Annotated in this window: 22 protein-coding genes; all 22 read right to left on the bottom strand. The window is 46.7% G+C overall.

Going from position 1 to position 26,071, the window contains the following annotated elements:
* Window positions 1–10: 10 nt before the first annotated feature.
* The 22 genes from M3221_RS15490 to purC all read right to left on the bottom strand — a co-directional run bounded on the left by M3221_RS15490 (window position 11) and on the right by purC (window position 26,055).
* Window positions 11–784 (bottom strand): alpha/beta hydrolase, encoded by a 774-nt coding sequence (locus M3221_RS15490; protein WP_251272643.1) that lies wholly within the window; start codon window positions 782–784, stop codon window positions 11–13.
* Window positions 785–966: 182 nt separating this feature from the next.
* Entirely contained in the window at window positions 967–2,394 is a 1,428-nt protein-coding gene (gatB, locus tag M3221_RS15495; RefSeq protein WP_251272644.1) for an Asp-tRNA(Asn)/Glu-tRNA(Gln) amidotransferase subunit GatB, read from the bottom strand.
* A gap of 15 nt (window positions 2,395–2,409) precedes the next feature.
* A complete protein-coding gene (gene gatA / locus M3221_RS15500; RefSeq protein ID WP_251272645.1) occupies window positions 2,410–3,858 on the bottom strand; it encodes an Asp-tRNA(Asn)/Glu-tRNA(Gln) amidotransferase subunit GatA in 1,449 nt (482 codons plus the stop codon).
* Between the two features lie 12 nt (window positions 3,859–3,870).
* Entirely contained in the window at window positions 3,871–4,161 is a 291-nt protein-coding gene (gene gatC / locus M3221_RS15505; RefSeq protein WP_242233929.1) for an Asp-tRNA(Asn)/Glu-tRNA(Gln) amidotransferase subunit GatC, read from the bottom strand.
* 167 nt (window positions 4,162–4,328) lie between these two features.
* Window positions 4,329–5,618, bottom strand: a complete 1,290-nt coding sequence (gene aceA / locus M3221_RS15510; RefSeq protein ID WP_251272646.1) for an isocitrate lyase — start codon at window positions 5,616–5,618, stop codon at window positions 4,329–4,331.
* A gap of 138 nt (window positions 5,619–5,756) precedes the next feature.
* Window positions 5,757–6,566 carry a zinc transporter ZupT gene (zupT, locus tag M3221_RS15515; protein WP_251272647.1) on the bottom strand — a complete coding sequence of 270 codons (810 nt, stop codon included), beginning with the start codon at window positions 6,564–6,566 and terminating at the stop codon, window positions 5,757–5,759.
* Between the two features lie 121 nt (window positions 6,567–6,687).
* Window positions 6,688–7,857 carry a CamS family sex pheromone protein gene (locus M3221_RS15520; protein WP_251272648.1) on the bottom strand — a complete coding sequence of 390 codons (1,170 nt, stop codon included), beginning with the start codon at window positions 7,855–7,857 and terminating at the stop codon, window positions 6,688–6,690.
* A 12-nt stretch (window positions 7,858–7,869) separates the two neighbouring features.
* The gene (gene ligA / locus M3221_RS15525) at window positions 7,870–9,879 is read right to left on the bottom strand and encodes an NAD-dependent DNA ligase LigA (RefSeq protein ID WP_251272649.1); all 2,010 of its coding nucleotides are present in this window, start codon (window positions 9,877–9,879) and stop codon (window positions 7,870–7,872) included.
* A gap of 95 nt (window positions 9,880–9,974) precedes the next feature.
* Window positions 9,975–12,167, bottom strand: coding sequence for a DNA helicase PcrA (gene pcrA, locus M3221_RS15530; protein ID WP_251272650.1), 2,193 nt, complete (start codon window positions 12,165–12,167; stop codon window positions 9,975–9,977).
* A gap of 40 nt (window positions 12,168–12,207) precedes the next feature.
* Window positions 12,208–12,900 carry a heptaprenylglyceryl phosphate synthase gene (gene pcrB / locus M3221_RS15535; protein ID WP_251272651.1) on the bottom strand — a complete coding sequence of 231 codons (693 nt, stop codon included), beginning with the start codon at window positions 12,898–12,900 and terminating at the stop codon, window positions 12,208–12,210.
* A gap of 169 nt (window positions 12,901–13,069) precedes the next feature.
* Window positions 13,070–13,366, bottom strand: a complete 297-nt coding sequence (locus M3221_RS15540; protein WP_242233935.1) for a YerC/YecD family TrpR-related protein — start codon at window positions 13,364–13,366, stop codon at window positions 13,070–13,072.
* 2 nt (window positions 13,367–13,368) lie between these two features.
* Window positions 13,369–14,343 (bottom strand): DUF3048 domain-containing protein, encoded by a 975-nt coding sequence (locus M3221_RS15545; protein WP_251272652.1) that lies wholly within the window; start codon window positions 14,341–14,343, stop codon window positions 13,369–13,371.
* Window positions 14,344–14,377: 34 nt separating this feature from the next.
* A complete protein-coding gene (locus M3221_RS15550) occupies window positions 14,378–16,114 on the bottom strand; it encodes an adenine deaminase C-terminal domain-containing protein (RefSeq protein ID WP_251272653.1) in 1,737 nt (578 codons plus the stop codon).
* 229 nt (window positions 16,115–16,343) lie between these two features.
* A complete protein-coding gene (purD, locus tag M3221_RS15555) occupies window positions 16,344–17,609 on the bottom strand; it encodes a phosphoribosylamine--glycine ligase (protein WP_251272654.1) in 1,266 nt (421 codons plus the stop codon).
* A 15-nt stretch (window positions 17,610–17,624) separates the two neighbouring features.
* The gene (gene purH, locus M3221_RS15560) at window positions 17,625–19,160 is read right to left on the bottom strand and encodes a bifunctional phosphoribosylaminoimidazolecarboxamide formyltransferase/IMP cyclohydrolase (RefSeq protein ID WP_251272655.1); all 1,536 of its coding nucleotides are present in this window, start codon (window positions 19,158–19,160) and stop codon (window positions 17,625–17,627) included.
* Window positions 19,157–19,744: a phosphoribosylglycinamide formyltransferase gene (gene purN, locus M3221_RS15565; protein WP_251272656.1), complete on the bottom strand. Its 588-nt coding sequence runs from the start codon at window positions 19,742–19,744 to the stop codon at window positions 19,157–19,159. The genes purH and purN overlap by 4 nt, the downstream gene beginning before the upstream one ends.
* Window positions 19,741–20,766: a phosphoribosylformylglycinamidine cyclo-ligase gene (gene purM, locus M3221_RS15570; RefSeq protein WP_251272657.1), complete on the bottom strand. Its 1,026-nt coding sequence runs from the start codon at window positions 20,764–20,766 to the stop codon at window positions 19,741–19,743. The genes purN and purM overlap by 4 nt, the downstream gene beginning before the upstream one ends.
* A gap of 14 nt (window positions 20,767–20,780) precedes the next feature.
* Window positions 20,781–22,214 (bottom strand): amidophosphoribosyltransferase, encoded by a 1,434-nt coding sequence (gene purF, locus M3221_RS15575; RefSeq protein ID WP_251272658.1) that lies wholly within the window; start codon window positions 22,212–22,214, stop codon window positions 20,781–20,783.
* Window positions 22,190–24,424, bottom strand: coding sequence for a phosphoribosylformylglycinamidine synthase subunit PurL (gene purL, locus M3221_RS15580; protein ID WP_251272659.1), 2,235 nt, complete (start codon window positions 24,422–24,424; stop codon window positions 22,190–22,192). The genes purF and purL overlap by 25 nt, the downstream gene beginning before the upstream one ends.
* Window positions 24,408–25,091 (bottom strand): phosphoribosylformylglycinamidine synthase subunit PurQ, encoded by a 684-nt coding sequence (gene purQ / locus M3221_RS15585; RefSeq protein WP_251272660.1) that lies wholly within the window; start codon window positions 25,089–25,091, stop codon window positions 24,408–24,410. Before purQ ends, purL begins: the two co-directional genes overlap by 17 nt.
* Window positions 25,088–25,342 carry a phosphoribosylformylglycinamidine synthase subunit PurS gene (purS, locus tag M3221_RS15590; protein WP_050181945.1) on the bottom strand — a complete coding sequence of 85 codons (255 nt, stop codon included), beginning with the start codon at window positions 25,340–25,342 and terminating at the stop codon, window positions 25,088–25,090. The genes purQ and purS overlap by 4 nt, the downstream gene beginning before the upstream one ends.
* Complete coding sequence (gene purC / locus M3221_RS15595) at window positions 25,342–26,055, bottom strand: phosphoribosylaminoimidazolesuccinocarboxamide synthase (RefSeq protein ID WP_251272661.1); 714 nt, start codon at window positions 26,053–26,055, stop codon at window positions 25,342–25,344. The genes purS and purC overlap by 1 nt, the downstream gene beginning before the upstream one ends.
* Window positions 26,056–26,071: the final 16 nt, after the last annotated feature.

Here is a 26,071-nt window from a genome sequence, read left to right on the forward strand (position 1 = left end):
CCGCTTTTTTTTACAATACTTTTCGAAATGCCGGCTGATTTTGCGCTGTTTCTTCAATAAATGCAGCAGCTTCTTCTACAATGCGGCCGGCATCATAATCCATGGTGGCTACATGGTAAGAATTTCGCAGAGTGACGATTTTCTTTTGTTTGGATGAAATCGCCTGGTAAATAAACGATGTGTTTTCCGGCGGCACGACGTGATCTACTGCTGATTTGATGCAAAGCGCCGGCACGCGGACACGGTGCAGTACGCTCGGCACCTCCTTCATGAGCTTTTGCAGCTCGCGCACAGAAGCAACAGGTGCTTCTTCGTACGTGATTTCATGGACGCCGTCTTTTTTAATATCAGGCGCTCCTTCTGGAATAAAACGAGGAGCCGGATCATACTGCAAGTAATCGAGTGACGGCAGTGTAAGAGCTGCATTAATCGTAATAATGCCTTCAATGTCCTGATGAGCGGCTGCAAATTTAAGTGTCAGTGTGCCGCCCATGGACTGCCCCATTAAGAAAATACGCTTGCCGCGCTTTTTCAAAAAGCGGTAGGCGTTTGAATAGCTGTTATACCAGTCGTCATGTGTGCATGTTTCCATTTCTTCCTGGTGCGTGCCGTGGCCTTTCAATCTTGGAGCAACAACCGAAAATCCTTTTTGGTTTAATGCTTTGGCTACCTCCCGGACACTTTGCGGCGTACCAATAAATCCATGGGAAAGAACAATACCAATTTCATTTCCTTCTAAATAAAATGACTCAGCACCTGGGATTACAGTATATTCTCTGCTCATTATCCGGCCCTCCGTTTTAATTCCGATTATTTTTATAAGATATATACACTTTAACGGATTTTATCCGACAAGTCAAGTTGGAATTAACATAAAAAGAAAACCGTTCGATTGAAAAGACGGTGCTATTACATATAAAAATGGCGCGATTAGAGTTCAATCGCGCCATCCTGTCTGATTATTTATTATCTTTTTTGAATTTCTTCTACAAGCAGCTTATTGATCGCCTGCGGATTCGCCTGGCCTTTGGAGGCTTTCATAATTTGTCCAACAAGGAAGCCGATCGCTTTTTTCTTGCCTTCTTTAAAGTCGGCAATAGACTGCGGGTTCGCATCTAAAGCGTCGTTTACGAATTTTAAAAGCGCTGATTCGTCAGAAATTTGCACAAGGCCTTTTTCTTTTACGATCGCTTCGGCATCGCCGCCGTTTTCAATAATTTCTTTAAATACGGTTTTAGCGATTTTAGAAGAGATGGTTCCTTCTTCAAGCAATTTAATCATACCAGCAAGGTTCTCTGGTGTCAGCTTTGTTTGAGCGAGCTCTTTGTTCTCTGCGTTCAAGTACGCCGGCACTTCACCCATCATCCAGTTAGAAGCAAGCTTTGCTGCAGCACCGGCTGCTACCGTTGCTTCAAAGAAATCGGCAATGTCTTTTGACATCGTCAAAATTTTCGCGTCATGCGCCGGCAGTCCAAGCTCTTCCATGTAACGTTTTTTGCGTGCATCTGGAAGTTCTGGAATTGATGCGCGGACACGCTCTTTCCATTCGTCATCAATGTAAACAGGAAGCAGATCTGGTTCCGGGAAATAACGGTAGTCATCTGATCCTTCTTTTACGCGCATCAAAATGGTTTTGCCTGTTGATTCATCAAAACGGCGTGTTTCCTGCTCCACTTTTCCGCCTGAAGATACAACTTCTGCCTGGCGTTTTTCTTCATACTCAAGCCCTTTACGCACAAAGTTAAAAGAGTTTAGGTTTTTCAATTCTGTTCTTGTCCCAAATTCTTCCTGTCCAAATGGGCGGATCGAAATGTTCGCGTCACAGCGAAGAGATCCCTCTTCCATTTTACAGTCGGATACTTCTGTATATTGAATAATCGCTTTTAATTTCTCTAAAAATGCATAGGCTTCTTCGGGCGTACGAATATCTGGTTCGGATACAATTTCTACAAGCGGTGTTCCCTGGCGGTTATAATCGCAAAGAGAATGCTTGCCGGCATGCGTCAGCTTGCCTGCATCTTCTTCTAAATGAAGACGAGTGATGCCGATCCGTTTTGTTTCACCGTTCACTTCGATTTCTACCCATCCGTGTTCGCCGATCGGTTTATCATTTTGTGATATTTGGTACGCTTTCGGGTTGTCTGGATAGAAATAATTTTTCCGATCCCAAATGGATTCCTCAGCGATTTCGCAATTGATGGCCATGGCTGCTTTCATTGCGAATTCAACCGCTTTGTCATTCATTACTGGCAAAACGCCCGGATATCCGAGGTCAATCACCGTTGTATTCGTATTTGGCTCCGCGCCGAAATGGGCCGGGGCTGACGAAAAGATTTTCGAGTTAGTTTTTAATTCAACGTGGACTTCAAGTCCAATCACCGTTTCAAATTGCACAGGTGGTCCCCTCCTTTACAGCTTTGGCTTTTCTTTATGGAAATCAGTTGCCTGCTCGTACGCATGCGCAACACGGTATACGTTCTTTTCATCAAAATGACGTCCAATAATCTGAAGACCAAGCGGCAAGCCGTTTTCTGCGAATCCGCATGGAACAGAAATACCCGGTACGCCGGCAAGGTTTACTGGAATCGTTAAAATATCATTTGCATACATTGTTAACGGATCATCAATAATTTCACCGATTTTAAACGCTGGTGTTGGCGTTGTCGGGCCAATAATGACATCGTAGTTTTCAAGCACATCTTCAAAATCTTTTTTAATAAGCGTGCGAACCTGCTGTGCTTTTTTATAGTACGCATCGTAGTAGCCTGAGCTTAGCGCAAATGTACCAAGCATGATACGGCGTTTTACTTCGTCGCCGAATCCTTCTGCACGTGTTTTTTTGTATAAATCGATTAAGTTTTCTGCGCCTTCTGCACGGTAGCCGTAGCGGATACCGTCAAAACGGGCCAGGTTGGATGACGCTTCAGATGACGCGAGCAGGTAGTACGTGGCCACGCCGTATTTTGAATGCGGAAGAGATACTTCTTCCCACGTAGCACCAAGCCCTTCCAATACTTTCAGCGCCGCAAGAACAGACTGTCTTACTTCTTCTGAAACACCTTCTCCAAGGTATTCTTTCGGTACAGCAATGCGCAAGCCTTTAATGTCGCCTGTTAATCCGGCAGCAAAGCTTTCGGTCGGCACATTCGCCGAAGTTGAATCGTACGGATCAACGCCAGCAAGCGCTTCTAAAAGATGTGCATTGTCTTCTACGTTGCGTGTAATAGGCCCAATCTGGTCAAGAGACGATGCAAAAGCAATCAAACCAAAGCGGGATACGCGTCCGTATGTAGGTTTCATGCCGACTACGCCGCAGAAAGAAGCCGGCTGGCGAATCGATCCGCCTGTATCTGAGCCAAGTGAAAACGGTACTTCGCCTGCTGCAACAGCCGCAGCAGAGCCGCCTGATGAACCGCCTGGCACGTGAGCTAAATTCCATGGGTTACGTGTTTTTTGGAAGCTTGAGTTTTCCGTTGATGAGCCCATCGCAAATTCGTCCATGTTTAGCTTGCCGACTGTAATTGTTCCGGCTTCACGAAGCTTATTTACCACGGTTGCATCATAAATCGGGTCAAAGTTGTGAAGGATTTGGCTGGCAGCAGTCGTGCGGAGTCCTTTTGTAACGATATTATCTTTTATGCCAATCGGAATCCCTGATAAAATACCGGTTTTTCCTGCACCTTGTGCTTCTTCCGCCTGCTTGCGGGCACGCTCTTCATCTAATGCAAGAAATGCTTTTACATCTCCGTCTACAGCGGCGATGCGTTTGAATGATTCATCCACAAGATCCGGAATCGATACTTCTTTTTTGTCGATCATCGATTGAATCTCGGTTAATTTGTGATCAAATAATGACACGGTCTCTCCTCCTTACTCGATAATAGACGGAACCCGAATTTGGCCGTCCTGCTGATCCGGTGCATTTTTCAATACTTCTTCCCGGTCTAGTCCTGGTGCCGATTCGTCTTTCCGCAATACATTCTTCATATTTAAAACGTGTGATGTCGGCTGCACGTTTGATGTATCTAGTTCATTCAGCTGCTCGGCAAATGTAATGATCGCATCGAGCTGTTCTGTAAATGTATGCACTTCTTCGTCCGTAATCGCAAGGCGCGCCAAATGGGCCACGTGCCGGACTTGTTCTTCTGAAATTCGCGTCAATGGAATCCACCTCCGTAAAAAATTTGTACGCTAATAATTGCACAAAGTCTATTTTACCATGATTTCAGCCCGCGTGAACAAAAAGAAGAACCGCCCTCCAAAATGAAGGCGGTTCTTATCTATTTTGCATCCCCCAATGCAAGACAAATCCCTTTGTTCGTGGCTGATCAGTTTGTTTGAAATTGTTCTTCTTCTGTTGACCCTTTCAATGCCGTTGTAGAAGACTGTCCTCCTGTTACCGTCATCGACACGGCATCAAAATAGCCAGTCCCTACTTCACGCTGGTGCCGGGTTGCTGTGTATCCATCTTTTTCCGCTGCAAATTCCGCCTGCTGAAGTTCCGAGTAAGCACCCATTCCCCGGTCTTTATATCCGCTCGCAAGCTGGAACATGCTGTAATTCAACGTATGGAAGCCAGCAAGTGTAACAAACTGGAATTTGTAACCCATCTTTGCAAGTTCCACTTGGTATTTCTCAATGGTTTCATCGTCAAGTTTCGCTTTCCAGTTAAAGGAAGGCGAGCAGTTGTACGCAAGCAATTTATCCGGGAATTTTTCATGAATCGCATCCGCAAAGCGCTGTGCATCCTCCAGATTCGGTTCCGATGTCTCGCACCAGATCATATCTGCATATGGCGCATAGGCAAGACCGCGTGCAATGGCTTGATCAAGGCCCGCTTTCGTCCGGAAAAAGCCTTCAGATGTGCGTTCACCTGTAATAAACGGAGCATCAGCCGGATCGATGTCACTTGTGATCAGGTCCGCTGCATCTGCATCTGTACGTGCGATTAAAACCGTTGGCGTCCCCATTACATCTGCTGCAAGGCGCGCCGCAATCAAGTTTCGTACAGCCGTTTGTGTCGGCAGGAGTACTTTCCCCCCGAGATGCCCGCATTTTTTCTCAGAAGAAAGCTGATCCTCAAAGTGAACACCTGCTGCACCCGCTTCAATCATCCCTTTCATCAATTCAAATACATTAAGCTGTCCCCCAAAGCCAGCTTCAGCATCGGCTACAATTGGAGCGAAATAATCAGTGGAATGATCACCTTCCATATGCGCGATCTGGTCAGCACGCTGAAGCGCCTGGTTGATTCGTTTTACCACATTCGGCACGCTGTTTACCGGATACAAGCTTTGATCGGGATACATATGGCCTGAAAGATTGGCATCGGCAGCGACTTGCCAGCCGCTTAAATAAATCGCTTTCAAACCTGCTTTCACCTGCTGTACAGCTTGGTTTCCTGTCAGGGCACCGAGTGCATTCACGAAGCCTTCTCCTGTTACCAGACTCCACAGTTTGTCAGCGCCGCGCTGAGCCAATGTATGCTCGATATCGATGGAGCCGCGAAGCTTGATCACTTCTTCTGCCGAATAAGGCCGTTCAATCCCTTTCCATCTAGCATCGTTTTTCCATGATTGTTGAAGCTGATTCACCCGTGCTTGATCCGTATTCCCCATTTTAAAACATCCCCTTTGTTATAAAACAGATTGTTTAATACAATTTGTATTATATAACAGAATATTTTTCTTGCCAACCCATTTTTTAAAAAATTCAAAAAATAAAGCTGGAAGAATAAATTCTTCCAGCTTTTCATTTTATAAAAGAAGCAATAAGCTGAGCGCCATAACCGCCATCCCGGAGACAATCCCATAAATGGCGAGATGTGTCTGGTCGTACTTTTGGGCAGCCGGCAGCAGTTCATCAAGTGAAATAAATACCATGATACCGGCAACACCAGCGAAAATCATGCCAAACATCGTATCCGTTAAATAAGGCATTAAAACGATCCAGGCTACAAGCGCTCCTACCGGCTCTGAGAGGCCCGACAAAAAGGACCATTTAAACGCTTTTTTGCGGCTTCCTGTGGCAAAGTAAAGAGGTACAGCCACTGCAATGCCTTCTGGAATATTATGAATGGCAACTGCCACTGCAATCGCGATACCAAGAGCTGGATCCTGAATGGCCGATGCAAAAGTTGCAATGCCCTCTGGAAAATTGTGAATGGCAATGGCGATCGCGGTGAAAATCCCCATTTTTTTGAGCTTGGCGTATTCATCCTGCTCCGGCTCTTCATGAAATTCTTCTACTGTTTTCGTCTCGTGCGGATTTCCGGTTGACGGAATAAACTTGTCGATCAAGGCGATGACCACAATGCCGGCAAAAAAGCCGATGACGGTCAGCCAATAGCCCGTTTTCTCACCGTGCTCTAAAACAAGCGCATCTTTCGCTTTTACAAAAATTTCAATCATCGAGACATAAATCATCACACCCGCTGAAAACCCAAGCGCCCAGGCGAGAAACTTTGTATTTGTACGCGATGTGAAAAAAGCCAGCGCACTGCCAATACCTGTTGCGAGACCAGCAAATAATGTTAAACCGATGGCCAGCAGTACATTCTCATCCATTTGCGCCCTCCTCCATCTTTTTTTTATTAGTGTATGCCATATGTTGCTCATGTGCAACTTTTTTTGTTGAGGCAAATAAAAAAACCTGATCTCACCCAGCTGGATGAAATCAGGTTCTTCCTTATTCGTAAATATGAACGTATGGTTCTTTCGCGTTTGCTTCCTTCACAATAAGCGCTTCCGGGCCGCCTGTTGACGTAATACTTACTTCAACCGGAATGTATGCCGGAAAATGCTCCATCACAAGGCCGGTTACATACTGCGTAAAGCCAATCGCTTCCGCTTTTCCGTAAAACTGAATTGGAATCTCAATTTTCAAGCTTGTCAGCTCTTCCCCGCTGTAAAGTCCGCGTCCAATTACACCGTTTGTGCCGTCAAAATAAGATTCAATATCCTGCTTAAAGTTAGCGAAATACGTAGAGTCTTCCCGGTGGTCTTCTTCTGCAGAGCTGGATGGGAACAATACGTATTTTTCATTGATCGCTTTCCAGTCGGATATATCCGCATCACCTGCATCAAGATGGGTATAAGCAATAAAATTCCCTGCTGTTACCGAGTTTTGCGGCGCCTGCTTAAATAAAGCAATCGTGATCGGAATGTTTTTTGTTTTGTCCATCGCACGAAGGCGCGAAGCTACTTCTGCAGCAATTTTCTTGCCTTCTCTTTCAACCGTTTCGTCATCCATTTTAAATTCGTACTGTGCGCCGTATTCTTCCTTTTGATAATAATGAACGGAATTAAGCGCAAGCCCGATCACCATGCCGTCCAGCTGCAAAGAGTTATCCTCTTTTTTCGTTAAATAGTCCTGCTCCATAATATGAGCCAAGTAAATCGGTGCTCTTTCGTTTCTTTCATCAACGGACCCTTCCCCTGTATCTATTGGATTCAGCCCAAGATTCTCTTTTGCTTTCAGCTCGTTTTCTTTCAACTGTGCATCTGTATACTTTCTGCTCAGCCAGGACCGGATCACATCTTCATCCAGCACCTGTCCCTCCTGAAAGAAAAATTGCTCTGGAGAAAAATTCTCCTGTGCAATCCGCATTAAGCCCGTTTCAAATTCAGCAATATCATAGCGTGTGTTTAAATTGGAAACGACAAGGCCACGCGCTTTACCCGGTTCAAACGGTACGATCGTGCGGTAATAACTGTCTGAGATTTGGTAGGTTGGAATAACAGATGTTTTTTCCTCTCCATCTCCCTGTGTTACTTCATCATTGTTTTGCAGCGCCGGCGCGCATCCACCCATAAGCAGCATGGCGGATACTGCCGCCAGGACCCATTTCTTTTTCAAAAAAGCCACCTCTTATTTTGTAAGTTCATCCATAAACCGTTGTTCATCCCAAACTTCAATGCTGAGCTTTTCCGCTTTTTCAAGCTTCGAACCCGCTTCCTCTCCCGCAATCACAAGATCTGTTTTTTTACTGACACTGCCGGTGACGTTCCCGCCGAGCGCTTCAATTCGTTCCTTGGCTTCATTACGCGTAAGCTGGATCAGCTTTCCTGTCAGCACAACCGTCTTGCCGGCAAAAGGAGATTCTCCTTCTGCAACTGCCGGGCGAATCGGTCCATCATAGGACATATTGACGCCTGCTGCTTTCAGCTTTTCAATCAGCTCGGCTACTTCCGGCTGCTGGAAGTACGTCACAACTGCATCCGCCATCTTGCCGCCAATTTCATGAATAGCCGTCAATTCTTCTTCTGTCACTTCTCTTAAGCGGTCCATTGTGCCAAACTCCATCGCCAGTATTCTTGCTGCTTTTGCGCCGACATGACGGATGCCAAGACCGAACAAAAGCCGTTCTAGCGAGTTGTTTTTGGACGCTTCAATAGCGGATAACAAATTGTCTACCGATTTTTCTCCCATTCGCTCAAGCTTCAGCAAATCCTCCCGTTGAAGCGTATATAAATCTGCTACATCTTTAATCAGTTCTTCACGGTACAGCTGTGCAATTACTTTTTCGCCGAGCCCTTCAATATTCATCGCATTACGCGACACAAAGTGCGTCAGACCCTCGCGGATTTGAGCCGGGCACTGCGGGTTTATACAGCGAAGCGCCACTTCTTCTTCCAGGCGGACCAGTTCACTGCCGCAATCCGGACACACTTCCGGCATGCGGAATTCTTTTTCTTCACCAGTGCGGCGGTCGGCCAGTACACTGACCACTTCCGGAATAATATCGCCGGCTTTTTTCACCACAACCATATCACCGATCCGGATGTCTTTTTCACGGATTAAATCTTCATTATGAAGTGAAGCACGGCTGACGGTTGTGCCTGCAACACGAACCGGCTGTAAAATGGCCGTTGGCGTAACCACTCCTGTGCGTCCTACACTCAGCTCAATGTCTACAAGCTTTGTGATAACCTCTTCTGCCGGAAATTTAAAAGCAGTGGCCCAGCGCGGGCTTTTCGCTGTAAATCCAAGCTCGTCCTGCTGGTCAAGCGAATTCACCTTAATGACGATTCCATCAATTTCATACGGCAGCTTCGCCCGCTTCTCAGACTGCTCCTCGACATAGGTGAGCACATCTTCAATCGTTTGGCATACGCGTCGCTCTTTATTCGTTTTAAAACCAAGCGTATCAAGCAGATCCAGCCCTTCGCTATGCGTGCTGATTCCAAGCGGTCCCGGGTTCGCAATGCCGTACAAGAAGATATCAAGGTTCCGCGAAGCGGCAATGCGAGGGTCCAGCTGGCGAAGAGACCCTGCTGCTGCATTCCGCGGATTGGCAAACGGCTCTTCCCCTTTTTCGTCGCGAATCGCATTTAAGGCGATAAATGACTGCTTTGGCATAAAAGCTTCGCCGCGCACTTCCATTGTAAGCGGCTCGGACAGCCGAAGTGGAATGGAGTGAATCGTTTTTAAGTTTGCTGTAATGTCTTCTCCTGTTGTTCCATCACCGCGTGTAGCGCCCTGCACAAACATTCCATTCTCGTATTTAAGCGCAACAGCAAGCCCGTCAATCTTCAGTTCGCATACGTAAGAGTAATCGGCGTGGCCGACAAGCTGATGGACGCGGCGGTCAAAATCCCGCAGGTCTTCTTCGTTAAAGGCATTGCCAAGACTAAGCATCGGCGTATCGTGGCGCACTTTTTGAAAAGCATCCAGAACCGCTCCGCCGACACGCTGCGTCGGTGAGTCCGGTGTTTGCAGCTGTGGAAATTGCGCTTCAATGTCATTCAGCTCTTTTAACAGCCGGTCGTATTCTGAATCTGGCACCGAAGGCTGATCCATTACATAATATTCATAGCTGTATTTATTCAGCGTGTCATGCAGTTCCTTCACACGCTGTTCGGCTGTTTTTATATCCATATACAATCTCCTTTTCCGGTGTTCACATCACTTGGGTTACAAAGGCGCTGCCGCAGGACGCGGCGTGTGCGGCCTTCGATTCTTTAAACCGGTTTTTATATCTTTTCAATCGGTGCGAATTGTGCAAGAAGCCGCTTAATGCCGGTTGGACTCGGAAACGCAATGTCCAGCTCTGTGCTGTCGCCGTTTCCTTTTACCGCCACAACGGTTCCTGTTCCCCATTTTTTATGCGCCGCTTTATCGCCAACCCTCCACTCCAGCCCTGCCGCCGCACTTGTTTGCGGGCGTGTTACAGCCGGACGTGTTTTTTGGCCAAACGGCATCGCTTTTCGCGGCTGTCGTTTCGGATTCTCTGATTCAAGCAGATCCTCTGGAATTTCGCTGATAAAGCGCGATACAGGATTCATGTTTGTTTTTCCGTATAGTGTCCGCATTTCTGCATTGGTCATATACAGCTCTTCTTCCGCACGGGTAATCCCGACATACGCAAGACGGCGTTCTTCTTCCATTTCCTCGTCATCCATAAGCGAGCGGCTGTGAGGAAAGACGCCTTCCTCCAGCCCAATCAGGAATACAACGGGGAATTCAAGCCCTTTCGCGGAATGAAGCGTCATAAGGACGACGGATTCTGCCGGCCCTTCTTCTTTGCCGAGCTGGTCGATATCCGCAACAAGCGCCAGATCTGTTAAAAAAGCAATAAGCGTTTTGTCTTCGTTTGATTCTTCAAAAGACTTTGTGACAGATAAAAACTCTTCGATATTTTCAATCCGCGTCTGCGCTTCAATTGTTTTTTCCGCTGCAAGCATGTCCACGTACCCGGTCCGGTCAATCACTTCTTCTACAAGCTCGGAGACAGATAAGTATTCCTGCTGCTGCGTATAAGCATGAATCAGATCACGAAAATCAGCTGCTGCATTCGCCGCTTTACCGCTTAAACCAATAAAATCGACTTCTGCAAGAGCTCTAAACATGGAAATGTCGTTTTCCTGCGCGTAGCGGGCAATTTTATCAAGTGACGTGGAACCGAGGCCCCTCTTCGGCACATTAATGACACGCGACAAGCTGATATCATCATCCGGGTTTGCAATCAAGCGCAAATACGCGAGCAGGTCTTTAATTTCCTTCCGATCATAGAATTTAATACCGCCGACGATCGTATAGTCAATGTTTGACTTCATCAGTGTTTCCTCAATCAAACGCGACTGGGCATTTGTGCGGTACAAAACAGCAAAATCAGACGGCTTTCTTCCCGTGGCGGAAAGCTCTTTTATTTTACCGGCCACAAATTCAGCTTCTGTCCGTTCGCTGTCAGCCCGGAAATAAGCGATTTTTTTCCCATCCACATTTTCAGTCCAAAGCTTTTTCGGCTTTCGGTTGGAATTGTTTTCAATCACTTCATTCGCTGCCTGTAGAATCCGTCCTGTTGACCGGTAGTTTTGTTCAAGAATAATCGCTTTTGCATGCGGATAATCTTTTTCGAAAGATAAAATATTCGCAATATCCGCACCGCGCCAGCGATAAATGCTCTGATCACTGTCGCCGACTACGCACAAATTTTGAAAACGGCTCGCCAGCTGCTTCACAAGGGTGTACTGCGATTTATTCGTATCCTGATACTCATCCACGTGAATATACTGAAATTTGCGCTGATAAAACTCCAATACTTCCGGCACCCGCTCAAACAGGCGGATCGTCAGCATAATCAAATCGTCAAAATCAAGCGCATTGTTTTTCTTTAAGCGCTTTTCATATTCCGTGTACACATCAGACGTGACTTTATCCATATAGCCGCCCTGCTGGCGCGCAAACGCCGCCGCATCCACTAAAATGTTTTTAGACGAGCTGATCGCGCCAAGCAGCGCCCGCGGATCAAACTTTTTCGGATCAATGTTTAAATCTTTTAAAATGCTTTTAATGACCGAAAGCTGATCTGCTGTATCTAAAATCGTAAAATTCCGGCTGTAGCCAATCCGGTCAATATCCCGGCGCAAAATGCGCACACACATGGAGTGGAATGTCGACATCCAGATTTCTTCAGCTGCACCGCCGAGCAGCGCACCAATCCGGTCTTTCATTTCGCGCGCCGCTTTATTGGTAAACGTAAGCGCCAAAATGTTATAGGGATTGATTTCTTTTTCAACAATTAAATAGGCAATCCGGTGTGTCAGCACCCGGGTTTTGCCTGAGCCCGCTCCAGCCATAATCAGGAGCGGCCCTTCTGTTGTTTTAACGGCTTCCTGCTGCTGTGGATTCAAGCCGTTTAATAATCGATCTGTTAAAAATTGCATCCTGCCACCACCATTTAGAACATTTGTTCTTTATTATACACTATTTTTGAACCGCCGCGACGGTTTTTAATGCTTCTTCCGGCTTTTCATAAACCGCATTTCCGACAACGACTACATCCGCATACTGCCCGATTTCTTTCGCCTGCTGGGCTGTTTGAATACCGCCTCCGTAGAAAAACACGGTTTCGGTTCCTTTTAATACATCGGCCGCTTGCTGCACGGCTTCAACGTCACCATACGTGCCGCTGTATTCCAAATAAAAAACAGGCAGCTTCCATAAGTGGCCGGCCAGACGTGCATACGCAATGACATCCTCGGTATCCGGCTTCTCGGAAACACCAGTCAGTTTCGCTGCCTTGCAGTCCGGGTTCGCAATACAATAGCCCTCTACAATCAATTCACCCGGGTCCATTAAATCGCCGTATTCTTTCATCGCTTCCACGTGCAGGCCGGTAATCCATTCGGCCCGGTTCGTATTTAAAACGGTTGGAATCAAATACAAATCAAAGCCCGGCGTTACGATCTCAAGTGACGATACTTCCAGCACGCACGGAAGCGGAAAGCGGCGCACCCGTACCATTAAGTCCAGTACATTATCCAGCGTAACGCCATCTGAACCGCCTACTACAATAGCATCCGTTCCAGATTCGCATACACGTTCGAGCAATTCATCATCTATCGGTTTATTCGGATCTAATTTAAACACATGCCGCCATTCGCGAACATCATACATGTGCACTGCCTCCATTCATTCAACTACAACTTCGTATTATATCATGAAACAGCGCCCGCTTCATTCGTTCAACGAAACGGTTTCGTTCCGCTTCCTTATTTATACTCTTTTAAAAAAGCCTTCTCTGTATACAGAAAAAAGCAGCTCTTAAAAGAGCTGCTTTTTTGTTTTATTCTTTATCGTACACGCGCTTCAACACGAATTCATAGCCGTCATTTCCATAGTTTAAGCATCGTTTCACACGGGAAATAGTAGCGGTTGATGCACCGGTTTCCGTTTCAATTTTATGATAGGTTTTGCCTTCTTGAAGCATCCGTGCTACTTCAAGACGCTGGGCCAGTGACTGAATTTCATTTACTGTGCACAGATCATCGAAAAATCGATAGCATTCTTCCAGATCCTTCAGCGAGAGGACAGCTTGAAACAGCTGGTCCAGCTCCCTCCCCCGCAACTTATCTATCTGCATAATCAACTTCCATTCCCTTCACCATCTATTTCTACCTTTACTGCTTTATTTAATCCTCTTGAGGCCGGCACTACGTGAATCCACGTTTTTCCTGTTACAAAAGCAGGACCGCTTTCTGTATTAGGCACGATTCGTCCATCCTGATTGCGCCATTTCACCAGGTTCATGACACCTTCTTGAAAAAGAAACGCATCTCCACCAGAGGTTAAATCAATATCCAGACGCCCTTTTGCATCGACAACACGATGGTCCGCTTCGATGACAAAAACATTATCTGCTTTGATCTCTGCCCCATCTATCGTCCGGCGGTATTGATCGCCATCATACTCATATCTTGATTCGAATAAATCATTTGATGACGGCCGAATAGAAAACGCTTCTGCCGGGTCACCGGTCAACGACGCTGCTTCCTTCTTCGATAAAAAAGCCAGCCGCGACGGCGCGTCATTTAAGCTGTAGCCTTTTTCTTCCGCAACATGGAACGCTTCCTTCATATCTACGTATGAATTATGAGGTGCTTTCCGGGACGGGTCCCGCTTAAACACATCGCCATCATGCTGGATACCATTAACCTGATCTACTTCACCGGACAGCAGCATCTCCTGCGCTTCTGGACTATAGCCGTGGGCTAAAAACAGTGCATCGTACCCCTTAGAAAGCTCGACAAGATAATCGCGTGCGCTCCGGACAGGCCCCGCTTTATCTGGATATTCGCTTTGATAGATGGCTAAAAAACGAGTGATGCCGCCTTCTGTCAAAATTTCATATACAATATCCGCTTTCTCAAGAGCCGTCTGTGGACGGGCTGACGGATGATTGCTAATCACGACCGCTACAGCCCGGTGTGCATTATCTGATGATTGAATGCCTGTTAAAGGATTGAGCTCACTTTTTTCATTCTTGCTGGCAGGCTCGGCACTTGAACATCCGCTGATTAAAACGGCTGCTGCAGCCATTGCCATCCATTTTTTTCTCATATCGACACTCCGAAAATAGTTTTACTTTACTATTTTAACGCATTATCGTTGGAAAGAGTATCGTTTTCTTCATAACGTCATATATCCCCTGCGAGGTAAGGCGGATATAAGGCAGGTGAGTGGACGTTAAAAACAGCAGTGAATAGATGGGATCTTCATATGGATAGCCGCGCGCTGACAGCAGTTCCCGCAGCCTGGCTTCTTGTTCCATTACCGTTTCAAACGGCTGATCCGACATGATGCCGGACAGTGTAAGCGGGATTTCATGAATGATTTTCCCGTTCTCTGCGAGCACAATGCCTCCGCCCAGTTCTTTCACCCGGTTAAATGCCCGCTTCATTTCCTCTTTGGATGAACCAATCAAAACAATATCCTCCGTGCTGGAAAACGAGGAGGCAAATCCCTGCACGTTTGTAGCAAATCCTTTGATAGTTGTGTTTACCCGCCACTTTCCTTCGTAATCGAGGAGAACGAGGTAATTTTGGTCATGCTCCATATAAAAATGCTCTCCAGCCACATCTTTCACGACACTGCATGGCTTGGTGATGACATTGTTGACCATTTCTATACCAAACGGCATCGAAAATTGCAAATCATCCTCCCGTAGTTCCCAGTCGAGCCGCATTTTCGTATGCCCGAACCGCTGCCAGGCAACAGGCGGGAATGGACTCGCTTCCTGGCCGCTTTTTTTCACCCACACGCCTCTTGACAGCACTGCTTCCGGTGTTGGGTCAAATTCACTTGTTAAAATGTTTACACTTGCCAGGCGTCCAGGTGCAATCATGCCATGTATATGTTCCATGCGATAATAACGAGCAGCGTTATATGACGCCATATGATATGCATCGATAGGCGGCACCCCATTTTCGATGGCGATGCGGATTAATTTATCGGTCAGCCCGTCCTTACAAAAAACAGGCGATGGACCGTCTGTTGTCAGCATCATCATGTCGTACTGATCGAGGTCAAGCTCTTTCATCTCTGTCAGCAGGTTTTCAAGATCCGGACGGATGGATGAATGACGGAGTGTGACCATCATGCCATTCATCAGGCGCTTTCTTACGTCTTCTCCAGTCATCGATTCATGATCGCCGTCCGCTCCAAACAAGGTCATCTTCGTCAATGTTTTTTCCGAGGCACCAGGGAAATGCCCTTCAATCCGCTTATTAGCTGCTTTTGTTTCCTGCATCCAATACAGCATCATATCGTCTCCATCTAAAAGCTTGGGCCAGCCGGTCAATTCACCACCTTGAATGACACATTCATTTTTCAGCCAGGCACTTACCGTGCCGTTTGCAAAAACATCATCTTCATTTTCAATTTCGGTTTGGGCATCATACCGGCACCACCAGTACATCGAAACCGGCTGCTTATTCAGCTCTTCAATTAAAGAAAACGCTTTCTTTTTTGTAAGGGCCAGCATCATCATCAAGTTGTCATTGATAAGAGTGGTCGTTCCGCGCTTTGCCGCATATTCGGAAAAGGTTTTTGGATTGTAAATTAAAAAGGGGTGAACGTGCGGTTCAATATAGCCGGGCACGATCGTTTTTCCGGTGCAGTCAACGATCTCATCCGCATGGTCCGGAAGGTCGTCTCCGATGTAGACAATACGGTTTTCATAGATCCAGATGTTTCCCTGCAGCCAGCGCTTCATAGCTGAATGAAGATAACGCGCATTCTTCAAAACAAGCGTCGGCGCTTTTTTACGGTCTACTACGGCAACCTGTTCACGTATTTTTTTGTTTCTCCATCTATGTGTTAAATCAGACATACCAATCGTTCCTTTCAAAATGAGATCGCTTTCAACTATGCGATTGACCTTCATCGTAACATAGATCACACAGTAAAGCATTAAAGAATCATCGATTTTGTGAAAAAAGTTCGAACTTTTGGCAAGAAACTTGCATTAGTCTGATTTTCGGGACAAACCAGGTAAATTGCCTTCTTTTTTTGTCCCGATTTAACGCAAAAAAGCAGGGGAAACTCCCCCTGCTTTCTTTTTATAAACTGGCTTTCGCAATAGCGCGGCTGCCGATATCCTTACGGAAAAAGAAATGTTCCGTATCGATATGCTGCATTTTTTCATACGCGTTTTGCTGGGCTTCAACCGGGTTTGCTCCACTTCCTGCAACAAGAAGCACACGGCCGCCATTCGCACGGATAACATCTCCATCTGCATACGTGCCAGCGTGGATAACAGATCCTGCATCAATAGCCTGGAGCCCTTTGAGCTCATTGCCTTTCTCGTATGCTTCTGGGTAGCCTTTTGCTGCCAGAACAATACCGAGAACGGATTCTTCTTTCCAAGCGAGTTCAGGGTCTCTGCCATCAAGCACATCAAGCATCACCTGAACAAGATCATTTTCAAGACGCGGCAGTACAACCTGCGTTTCCGGATCACCAAAACGGGCATTAAATTCAATCGTTTTCGGTCCTTCTTCTGTAAGCATTAAACCTGCAAAAATAATGCCCGTAAATGAACGGCCTTCCGCAACCATGCCTTTTGCGATCGGACGGAGAATCTCTTCTACCGACTGGTCGTGAATGGCCTGTGAAATGTGCGGAACCGGTGAATAAGCACCCATGCCGCCTGTGTTTGGACCTTCGTCGTTATCGAATGCACGCTTATGATCCTGTGCTGCTTCCATCGGATATACATTTTCGCCATGTACAAATGCCATAAGAGAATATTCTTCTCCCTGCAAAAATTGCTCTACGACAACGCGTGCAGAAGCATCACCGAATTTTTTATCGAGCATCATATCATCCAGTGCCTCAAGCGCTTCATTCATCGTCATCGCAACGGTAACGCCTTTTCCGGCAGCCAGGCCGTCCGCTTTCAATACGATCGGTGCACCCTCTTGCTGGATATATGCTTTTGCTGCTTCGTAATCCTCAAATGACTGATAGCGTGCGGTTGGAATATTGTACTTTTCCATCATCATTTTCGAGAAGGATTTACTGCCTTCTAAAATAGCTGCATTTTGTTTTGGACCGAATACTTTCAGTCCCTCACCTTCTAAATAATCCGTAATTCCGGCAGAAAGCGGGTTTTCCGGACCAACAATTACAAGGTCAACGCCCTGCTCTTTTGCAAATGCAGCCAGGTCGGCAAAGTTCATTTCATCGATATCAACAATGCTTGCATCCTGCGCGATTCCGGCGTTCCCCGGTGCGCAAAAAACGGTTTGAACAAGCGGGCTTTCCGCCACTTTTTTACAAATGGCGTGCTCGCGTCCGCCGCGCCCTACAACGAGTACGTTCATGAGAAAAGCCCCCTCTTAATGTTTGAAATGGCGAATACCTGTCATTACCATTGTAATGCCGTATTCATCCGCTTTTTTAATGGAATCTTCATCCCGGATTGATCCGCCCGGCTGAATAATAGCTGTAATGCCCGCTTTGGCAGCTGCTTCAACAGTGTCATCCATTGGAAAGAATGCATCTGAGGCAAGAGCGGCTCCTTTTGCTTTTTCACCAGCCTGCTCAAGCGCAATTTTCGCTGCACCAACACGGTTCATTTGTCCCGCGCCAACACCAAGTGTCATTTTGTCGTCGGACACAACAATTGCGTTTGACTTAACATGCTTCACAACTTTCCAGCCCAGTTTCATGGCTGTCCATTCTTCTTCTGTCGGCTGGCGTTTCGTCGCAACTTTCACGTCTGCATCCGCAAGAGACAGTTCATCCAAATCTTGCGAAAGCAAGCCGCCTTCAACAGATGTAAGTACTTTTTCGCCTTTTTTGCCGTTTGTGAAATCAAGCGTTAGGAGGCGGATGTTTTTCTTTTGAGACAGTACGTCAATCGCTTCTGCATCAAAAGACGGCGCCACAATGATCTCAAGGAAAATCTCATGCAGCTTTTGGGCAAGCTCTTTTGATACAGGACGGTTCAATGCCACAATACCGCCGAAAATAGAAGTTGGATCTGCTTCATATGCACGGGCATATGCTTCTTCAATCGTTTCTCCTGCTCCAACACCGCAAGGATTCATGTGCTTCACGGCTACCGCAGCCGGCTCGTCGAATTCTTTTACGATTTGAAGGGCGGCGTCTGTATCACGGATGTTGTTATATGAAAGCTCTTTTCCATGCAGCTGATCAGCTTGTGCCACAGAGAAAGAAGAGCCAAGCGGCTGTGAATAAAACGCTGCTTTTTGATGCGGGTTCTCGCCGTAGCGGAGCGATTGCTTTAATTCATACGTAACAGTCAGCTTTTCAGGGTTTTCTTCCCCGGCAAGATCCGTCATAAAGCCGGCAATCATCGCATCATACGCAGCTGTATGGCGGAACACTTTTGCAGCAAGCTTCCGGCGCGTTTCAAGCGTTGTTTTACCTTCGCCTTTCAGTTCAGACAGCACTTGATCGTAATCACTTGAATCCACAATTACAGTCACATATTCGTGGTTTTTCGCAGACGCACGAAGCATGGCCGGGCCGCCGATGTCGATGTTTTCAATCGCATCTTCTGTTGTGACATCCGGCTTTGCGATCGTTTGCTGGAATGGGTACAAGTTCACGCAGACGATATCGATTGGCTGAATATTGTGCTCTTCAAGCTGCTTTTGATGATCCGGCTCGCCGTGTTTCGCAAGCAGGCCGCCGTGAATGAACGGGTTCAGCGTTTTAACGCGGCCTTCTAGAATTTCCGGAAACCCGGTTACATCTGTTACGCCTTTTACCGGTACACCTGCTTCTGCAAGCATTTTTTTCGTGCCGCCTGTTGAAACAATTTCATAGCCAAGCGCCGCAATTTCTCTCGCAAATTCAGTTACGCCGCTTTTATCTGATACGCTGATTAATGCGCGTTTCGTCATTGTGTTTGTTCCTCCCTATGTTGGTTCAAAAGTTTGGTGATTACATTCGGATAAAGGCTGTGTTCAATCCGTTGAATGGCAGCCTGTACATCGCTGCGCGTCATGCCGGAATCAATTCGTACACATTCCTGGTCAATGATCGGGCCGGTGTCCATCCCTTCATCAACAAAGTGAACGGTAACGCCGGATATTTTTACCCCTGCGTCAAACGCCTGGCCGATTGCATCTTTTCCTGGAAAAGCCGGCAGAAGAGACGGGTGAATGTTTACGATCCGGTTCCGGTATGCATTCAGTAAAACAGGGCCAATCAAACGCATATAGCCGGCTAGAAAAATAAATTCAACTCCTGCCTCCTGCAAGCGGTCCACAATTTCACTCTCAAACGCTGCTTTTGATTCGTACTGTTTCGGCTGAAATGAAAACGCCGGGATGTCGAGTGCTTTTGCGCGTTCAAGTACATACGCATCCGGTTTATCGCAGACGAGCAAGGCGATTTCAGCAGGAACCTTTCCTGCTGCCACCGCCTCGGCAATTGCCTGCACGTTGCTTCCGCTGCCGGATGCAAACAAGGCAATTTTCGTCATTGAACGGTAACTCCTTCGCCGCTCACAACACGTCCGATTGTATAAGCTGTTTCACCAGCTGCTTCGAGTGCTGCTTTTACGTTTGCTTCTTCTTCTTTCGATACAATCAATACAAAGCCAATACCCATATTGAAAATATTGTACATTTCCTGGCGGTCAAGCTCTCCATACGTCTCAAGTACATTAAAAATGTCCGGTACCGGCCATGAACCAGCTTCAATTGAAGCGCCAAGGCCTTTTGGCAGAGCACGCGGAATGTTTTCCACAAATCCGCCGCCTGTAATGTGCGCCATCCCGTTTACAGCCGCTTGCTTCAGTACGGATAGAACCGGCTTCACATAAATACGTGTTGGTTCAAGAAGCGCTTCTCCAAGCGGAACTGAAAGACCTTCTACCTGCGCGTTTACATCAAGGTTATGTGTTTCAAAGAAAATTTTGCGAACGAGTGAATAACCGTTGCTGTGAATCCCGCTCGATGCGAGACCGATCAGCACGTCGCCTTCTTTTACGTTTTCACCTGTTACAACGCTGCTCTTTTCAACAGCGCCAACCGTAAATCCGGCCATATCGTATTCTTCCTCATCGTAAAGTCCCGGCATTTCTGCTGTTTCTCCGCCAATAAGGGCACAGCCCGCCTGCTCGCAGCCGTCCGCTACTCCTTTAACGATTTGTTCGATTTTTTCCGGCACTGCTTTGCCGCATGCAATATAATCAAGGAAAAACAGGGGCTCTGCTCCCTGTACCACAACATCGTTGACACACATGGCTACACAGTCGATGCCAATCGTATCATGCTTGTCCATCATAAACGCAAGCTTTAGTTTTGTGCCGACGCCATCTGTTCCGGAAACAAGAACCGGCTCCTTTAACTGCAGTGATGACAGATCAAACATGCCCCCGAAACTGCCGAGCGCTCCCATTACACCGGCGCGCTTCGTCCGCTCTACATGTTTTTTCATCCGTTCTACCGCTTCGTACCCTGCCTCGATGTTTACACCGGCTGCTTCATACGATTTTGCCATTTTTGTTCCTCCTGTTAGCACATGACTTCTTTATCATGCGGATGCTGTGTATCTGGGAAAATCTCCGTCGGGTATTCCCCTGTAAAGCAGGCCATGCACTGGCCGCATTCGCCAAGCTCGCTTTTGCGATGGCCGATTGCTTCAATCGTACCCTCTACGCTTAAATACGTAAGAGAATCTGCTCCGATCAATTCACGTAATTCTTCATTTGTATAGTGTGCAGCGATCAATTCGCCTTTTTCAGATGTATCAATTCCATAAAAGCATGGATGCTTAATGGCTGGCGAGCTGATCACCACGTGTACTTCTTTTGCGCCGGCTTCTTTAAGCATTGTAACGATCCGTCTGCTCGTTGTGCCGCGGACAATCGAGTCATCTACCATAACCACTTTTTTGCCTTCTACAACCCCGCGTACAGGAGAAAGCTTCATTTTAACCCCCTGCTCACGAAGAGACTGGGACGGCTGAATAAATGTCCGGCCAACGTAACGGTTTTTAATTAAACCAAGCTCATATGGAATACCTGTTGCTTCTGCAAAACCGATAGCAGCAGAAATACTTGAATCCGGTACTCCCGTGACAACATCAGCTTCCAGTACCGCTGGATCTACTTCTTGTGCCAGCATCTTACCGAGGCGCTTACGGGCACTGTGAACATTCACGCCATGAATATTACTGTCCGGACGCGAAAAATAAACGTATTCCATCGTGCACATTGCGTCACTGATCGCTGCGGCAAACTGTTCAGAATGAAGACCGTCTTCATTAATGGTAATCAATTCACCCGGCTCTACATCACGTAAAAACTCAGCACCAATAATATCAAAGGCGCACGTTTCAGAGGCAACCACATAAGCATCGCCAAGCTTGCCGATTGAAAGCGGGCGCAGCCCTTGTGGATCAAGTGCTACATGCATTTCGTTTTCCGTCATGACAAGAAACGCATAAGCTCCTTTTACCATGGAAAGAGCTGTCTTCAAACGGTCTTTGATCGTGCCATATGTGCTGCGGCGGATTAAGTGTGCCAGTACTTCAGTGTCAGACGTTGTCTGGAAAATGCTTCCCTGAGCTTCCAGTTCACGCTTCAGCGATGTAGCATTGACAAGGTTTCCGTTATGCGCGAGCGCCAGGCTGCCTGTTTGAAAGTGGAACAGGAGCGGCTGTACATTTTGGTAGCCGCCGCCTCCTGCTGTTTGGTAACGAACATGCCCAATGGCTGCTGTTCCTGTTAAACCGTTGATAATATCCTGGTTGAAAATTTCTGTAACAAGCCCTTCACCTTTATGGCCGCGAAGGCGTTCTCCGTCGCTCATCACGACGCCGGCGCCTTCTTGTCCGCGGTGCTGTAAGCTTTGCAGGCCATAATATGTGATTTGTGATGCATTTTCGTGTCCAAAAACCCCGAAGACGCCACACTCTTCATTTAAGCCTCTGAGTTCAGCAAGCATGGAATAGCTCCTTTCCAGGCATCCTCCAGTTCACGAACCGGTGCCTGTACCACTTCTTCTCCGTTAATTGAAATTGATGCCACTGGCTGAGCTGTTACTTCACCAATTTGTTTTGCATCCTGTACGGCTGCTTCAAACGCTTCTTTGTTTTCTGGCTTCACTGTAATGACAAAGCGTGACTGTGTTTCTGCAAATAGGGCAGCCGTTACTTCACCTTGAAGAGAAACGCGGGCACCAAAACCTGTGCCGAATAATTTTTCAACAAGTGCTACGGCAAATCCACCTTCTGAAATATCATGAGCTGATTGAACAAGACCCGACTGAATAGCCGCAAGAAGTGCATCCTGGCGTGCTTTTTCCACTGTCAAATCAATAGCCGGTGATTGACCGAAAATATCGCCATCATTCATCAATTTTTGCAGTTCGCTGCCGCCAAAGTCGTTTGCAGCGTCTCCAATTACGTATACAAGGTCACCAGCCTGCTTCGCTGCTTGTGTCGTAATATGGTTCACGTCTTCAATCAATCCGACCATGCCGATAATTGGTGTCGGGTAAATAGCTGTACCGTTTGTTTCATTATAAAGAGATACGTTTCCGCCGATAACCGGTGATTGAAGCGCAAGACATGCTTCACTAATTCCGTCTGCTGACTGCTCAAGCTGCCAGAATACTCCTGGATTCTCAGGGCTTCCGTAGTTTAAGCCGTCTGTAATCGCAAGTGGACGGGCACCAGAAGCTACGATATTACGAGCCGCTTCTGCCACGGCAATTTTACCGCCTGTTTTCGGATCAAGGTAAATGTAACGTGCATTACAGTCTGTTGTCATCGCAAGTGCTTTGTTTGTGCCGCGCAGACGGATTACCGCTGCGTCTGATCCTGGCGCTACCACTGTATTTGTACGAACTTGGTAATCATATTGGTCATACACCCATTCTTTGCTTGCAATCGTCGGCTGCTGAAGCAATTTCACAAGTGTTTCTTTGTAATCTGTAACGTCCGGTGTTACGTCTTCCATTGCCTGGAACGTACGGAAGTATTCCGGCTCTGCAGATGGCTTGTGGTACACTGGTGCATCTTCTGCCAGCGCATCAACCGGTACTTCTGCTGCTACTTCGCCTTTATGAATCAAACGAAGCATTTTGTCGTCTGTTACGACACCAACTGATGCCGCTTCAAGACCGTATTTCGCAAAAAGATCTTCGATTTCTTTTTCGTGTCCTTTTTTCACAACGATCAGCATGCGCTCCTGTGATTCAGACAGCATCATTTCATATGGTGTCATGCCTGTTTCGCGCTGCGGAATCAAATCAAGGTTCATTTCAATTCCTGATCCGGATTTTGACGCCATTTCTGCTGACGAGCTTGTTAAGCCGGCAGCCCCCATATCTTGAATGCCGACAAGAACGTCCTGATGGTTGTAAATAAGCTCAAGGCATGCTTCTAAAAGCAATTTTTCCATGAATGGGTCGCCAACCTGTACCGCTGGGCGTTTTTCATCTGAGCTTTCGCTTAATTCTTCTGAAGCGAATGTTGCACCGTGAATACCATCGCGGCCTGTTTTCGCCCCTACATACATTACGGTGTTGCCGACGCCTTTTGCCTGGCCTTTTTGAATATCTTTATGATCAATCAGTCCCACACACATTGCGTTCACAAGCGGATTGCCGTCATAAGACGGATCAAAGCCGATTTCACCGCCGACTGTTGGGATCCCGATGCAGTTTCCGTAACCAGCAATACCGGCAACAACTTCTTCAAACAAATACTTTACACGTGCTGTTTCAAGTTCACCGAAACGAAGTGAGTTTAAAATTGCAACCGGACGGGCACCCATTGAGAATACATCACGGATGATACCGCCGACACCTGTTGCTGCACCCTGGTATGGCTCAATGGCAGATGGGTGGTTATGACTTTCAATTTTAAACGCAACGGCCTGACCGTCACCGATATCAACGATACCAGCGCCTTCACCCGGTCCCTGCAAAACGTGCTCGCCTTTTGTTGGGAAGCGGCTTAAAACAGGTTTGGAATTTTTATAGCTGCAATGCTCTGACCACATAACCGAGAAAAGACCTGTTTCTGCGTAGTTTGGCAGGCGGCCAAGAATTTTTTCTACTTTCGCAAATTCTTCATCCGTTAAGCCCATTGTGCTGTATAGTTTTTCGTCTTTAATTTGCTGTGGATTTGGTTCAAGCATTAACGACATGAGAATTCCTCCAGTGCTTTACAATTGATTGGAAAAGTTTAAGGCCATCCGCGCTGCCAAGAAGTTCATCAACAGCCCGCTCCGGATGCGGCATCATGCCAAGTACGTTGCCTTTTTCGTTTGTAACACCTGCAATATCAGAAAGGCTTCCGTTTACATCGCTCGCATATGTGAAGGCAATTTGATTGTTTTCCTTCAATTTTGCAAGTGTTGCTTCGTCACAGTAGTAGTTTCCTTCACCGTGTGCAACTGGAATGCTGATTTTTTCGCCTTTTTCGTATAAAGAAGTAAACATCGTTTCATTATTTTCAACAGACAGCTCTACCGTCCGGCAAATAAACTTTAAGTTTTTGTTGCGAAGCATAGCTCCTGGAAGAAGGCCTGATTCAAGCAAAATTTGAAACCCGTTGCAGACGCCAAGAACCGGCTTGCCCGCTTCCGCAGCACGTTTAACTGCGGCCATTACGTTTGACATGTGAGCGATCGCGCCTGAACGCAGGTAGTCTCCGTATGAAAAGCCTCCTGGAAGCAAAATACCGTCATATTCATCAAGGTTGTCCGCATCATGCCAGACAAGATCAACCTGCTCGCCTAATTCGTCTTTTACTGCATGGTACATGTCCACATCACAGTTAGATCCTGGAAATACGATGACTGCAAATTTCACTGTTTCGCACTCTCCTCGATTTCATATCGGTAATCTTCAATAACCGGGTTTGACAAAAGTTTTTCACATACTTCTTTGACTGTGCCCTCTACGTCACGAACAGAATCATCGAATTGAAGCTCCATGTATTTGCCGATGCGCACTTCTTCTACTCCTTGGTAGCCAAGGTTTGATAGAGATTGCTGTACTGCTTTTCCTTGCGGGTCTAATACACTTTCACGAAGTGTTACGTAAACTTTCACTTTATACATTATAGAGTTCCTCCAAGTCGATTGTAGATTTCGGTATATGCTTCTGTCAGTCCGCCAAGATCCCGGCGGAACAAGTCTTTATCGAGTTTGCGATTTGTGCCTTTTTCCCATAGACGGCATGTATCCGGCGAAATTTCATCGGCTAGCAGAATGCTTCCATCCTTTTGACGGCCAAATTCGATTTTAAAGTCAATGAGGTCAACACCCATTTCGCTAAACAATGGAATGAGTACATCGTTTACACGAAGAGCTTCTTTTTTCAAAATTTGCACTTCTTCAGGTGCTGCCACGTCAAGCAGACGGATATGATCTTCTGTTAAGAGCGGATCACCGAGGTCATCGTTTTTGTAATAAAACTCAACGAGCGGCTCCTTAAACCGCACGCCTTCTTCAAAGCCGAGGCGCTTGGCAATGCTGCCAGCGGCAACATTGCGCACCACAACTTCAAGCGGAATAATATCAACATGCTTCACAAGCTGCTCGTTTTCAGACAGCTGCTCAACAAAGTGAGACTGAATACCCTGCTCGGCGAGCTTCTCAAACAACAGCCCTGTGATTAAATTATTTAAGCGGCCTTTACCGTCGATTTCTGCTTTTTTCTCACCGTTAAAAGCAGTCGCTGAGTTTTTATATTCGATCCAGACGATCTCTTCCTGGTCTGTTGCATAAATGCGTTTTGCTTTTCCTTCATAGAGCTGCTTGCCTTTTTGCATGATGTGATCCTCCCAG

Source organism: Domibacillus indicus, from assembly GCF_023715895.1.
GTDB classification, from domain to species: Bacteria; Bacillota; Bacilli; order Bacillales; family Domibacillaceae; genus Domibacillus; species Domibacillus indicus_A.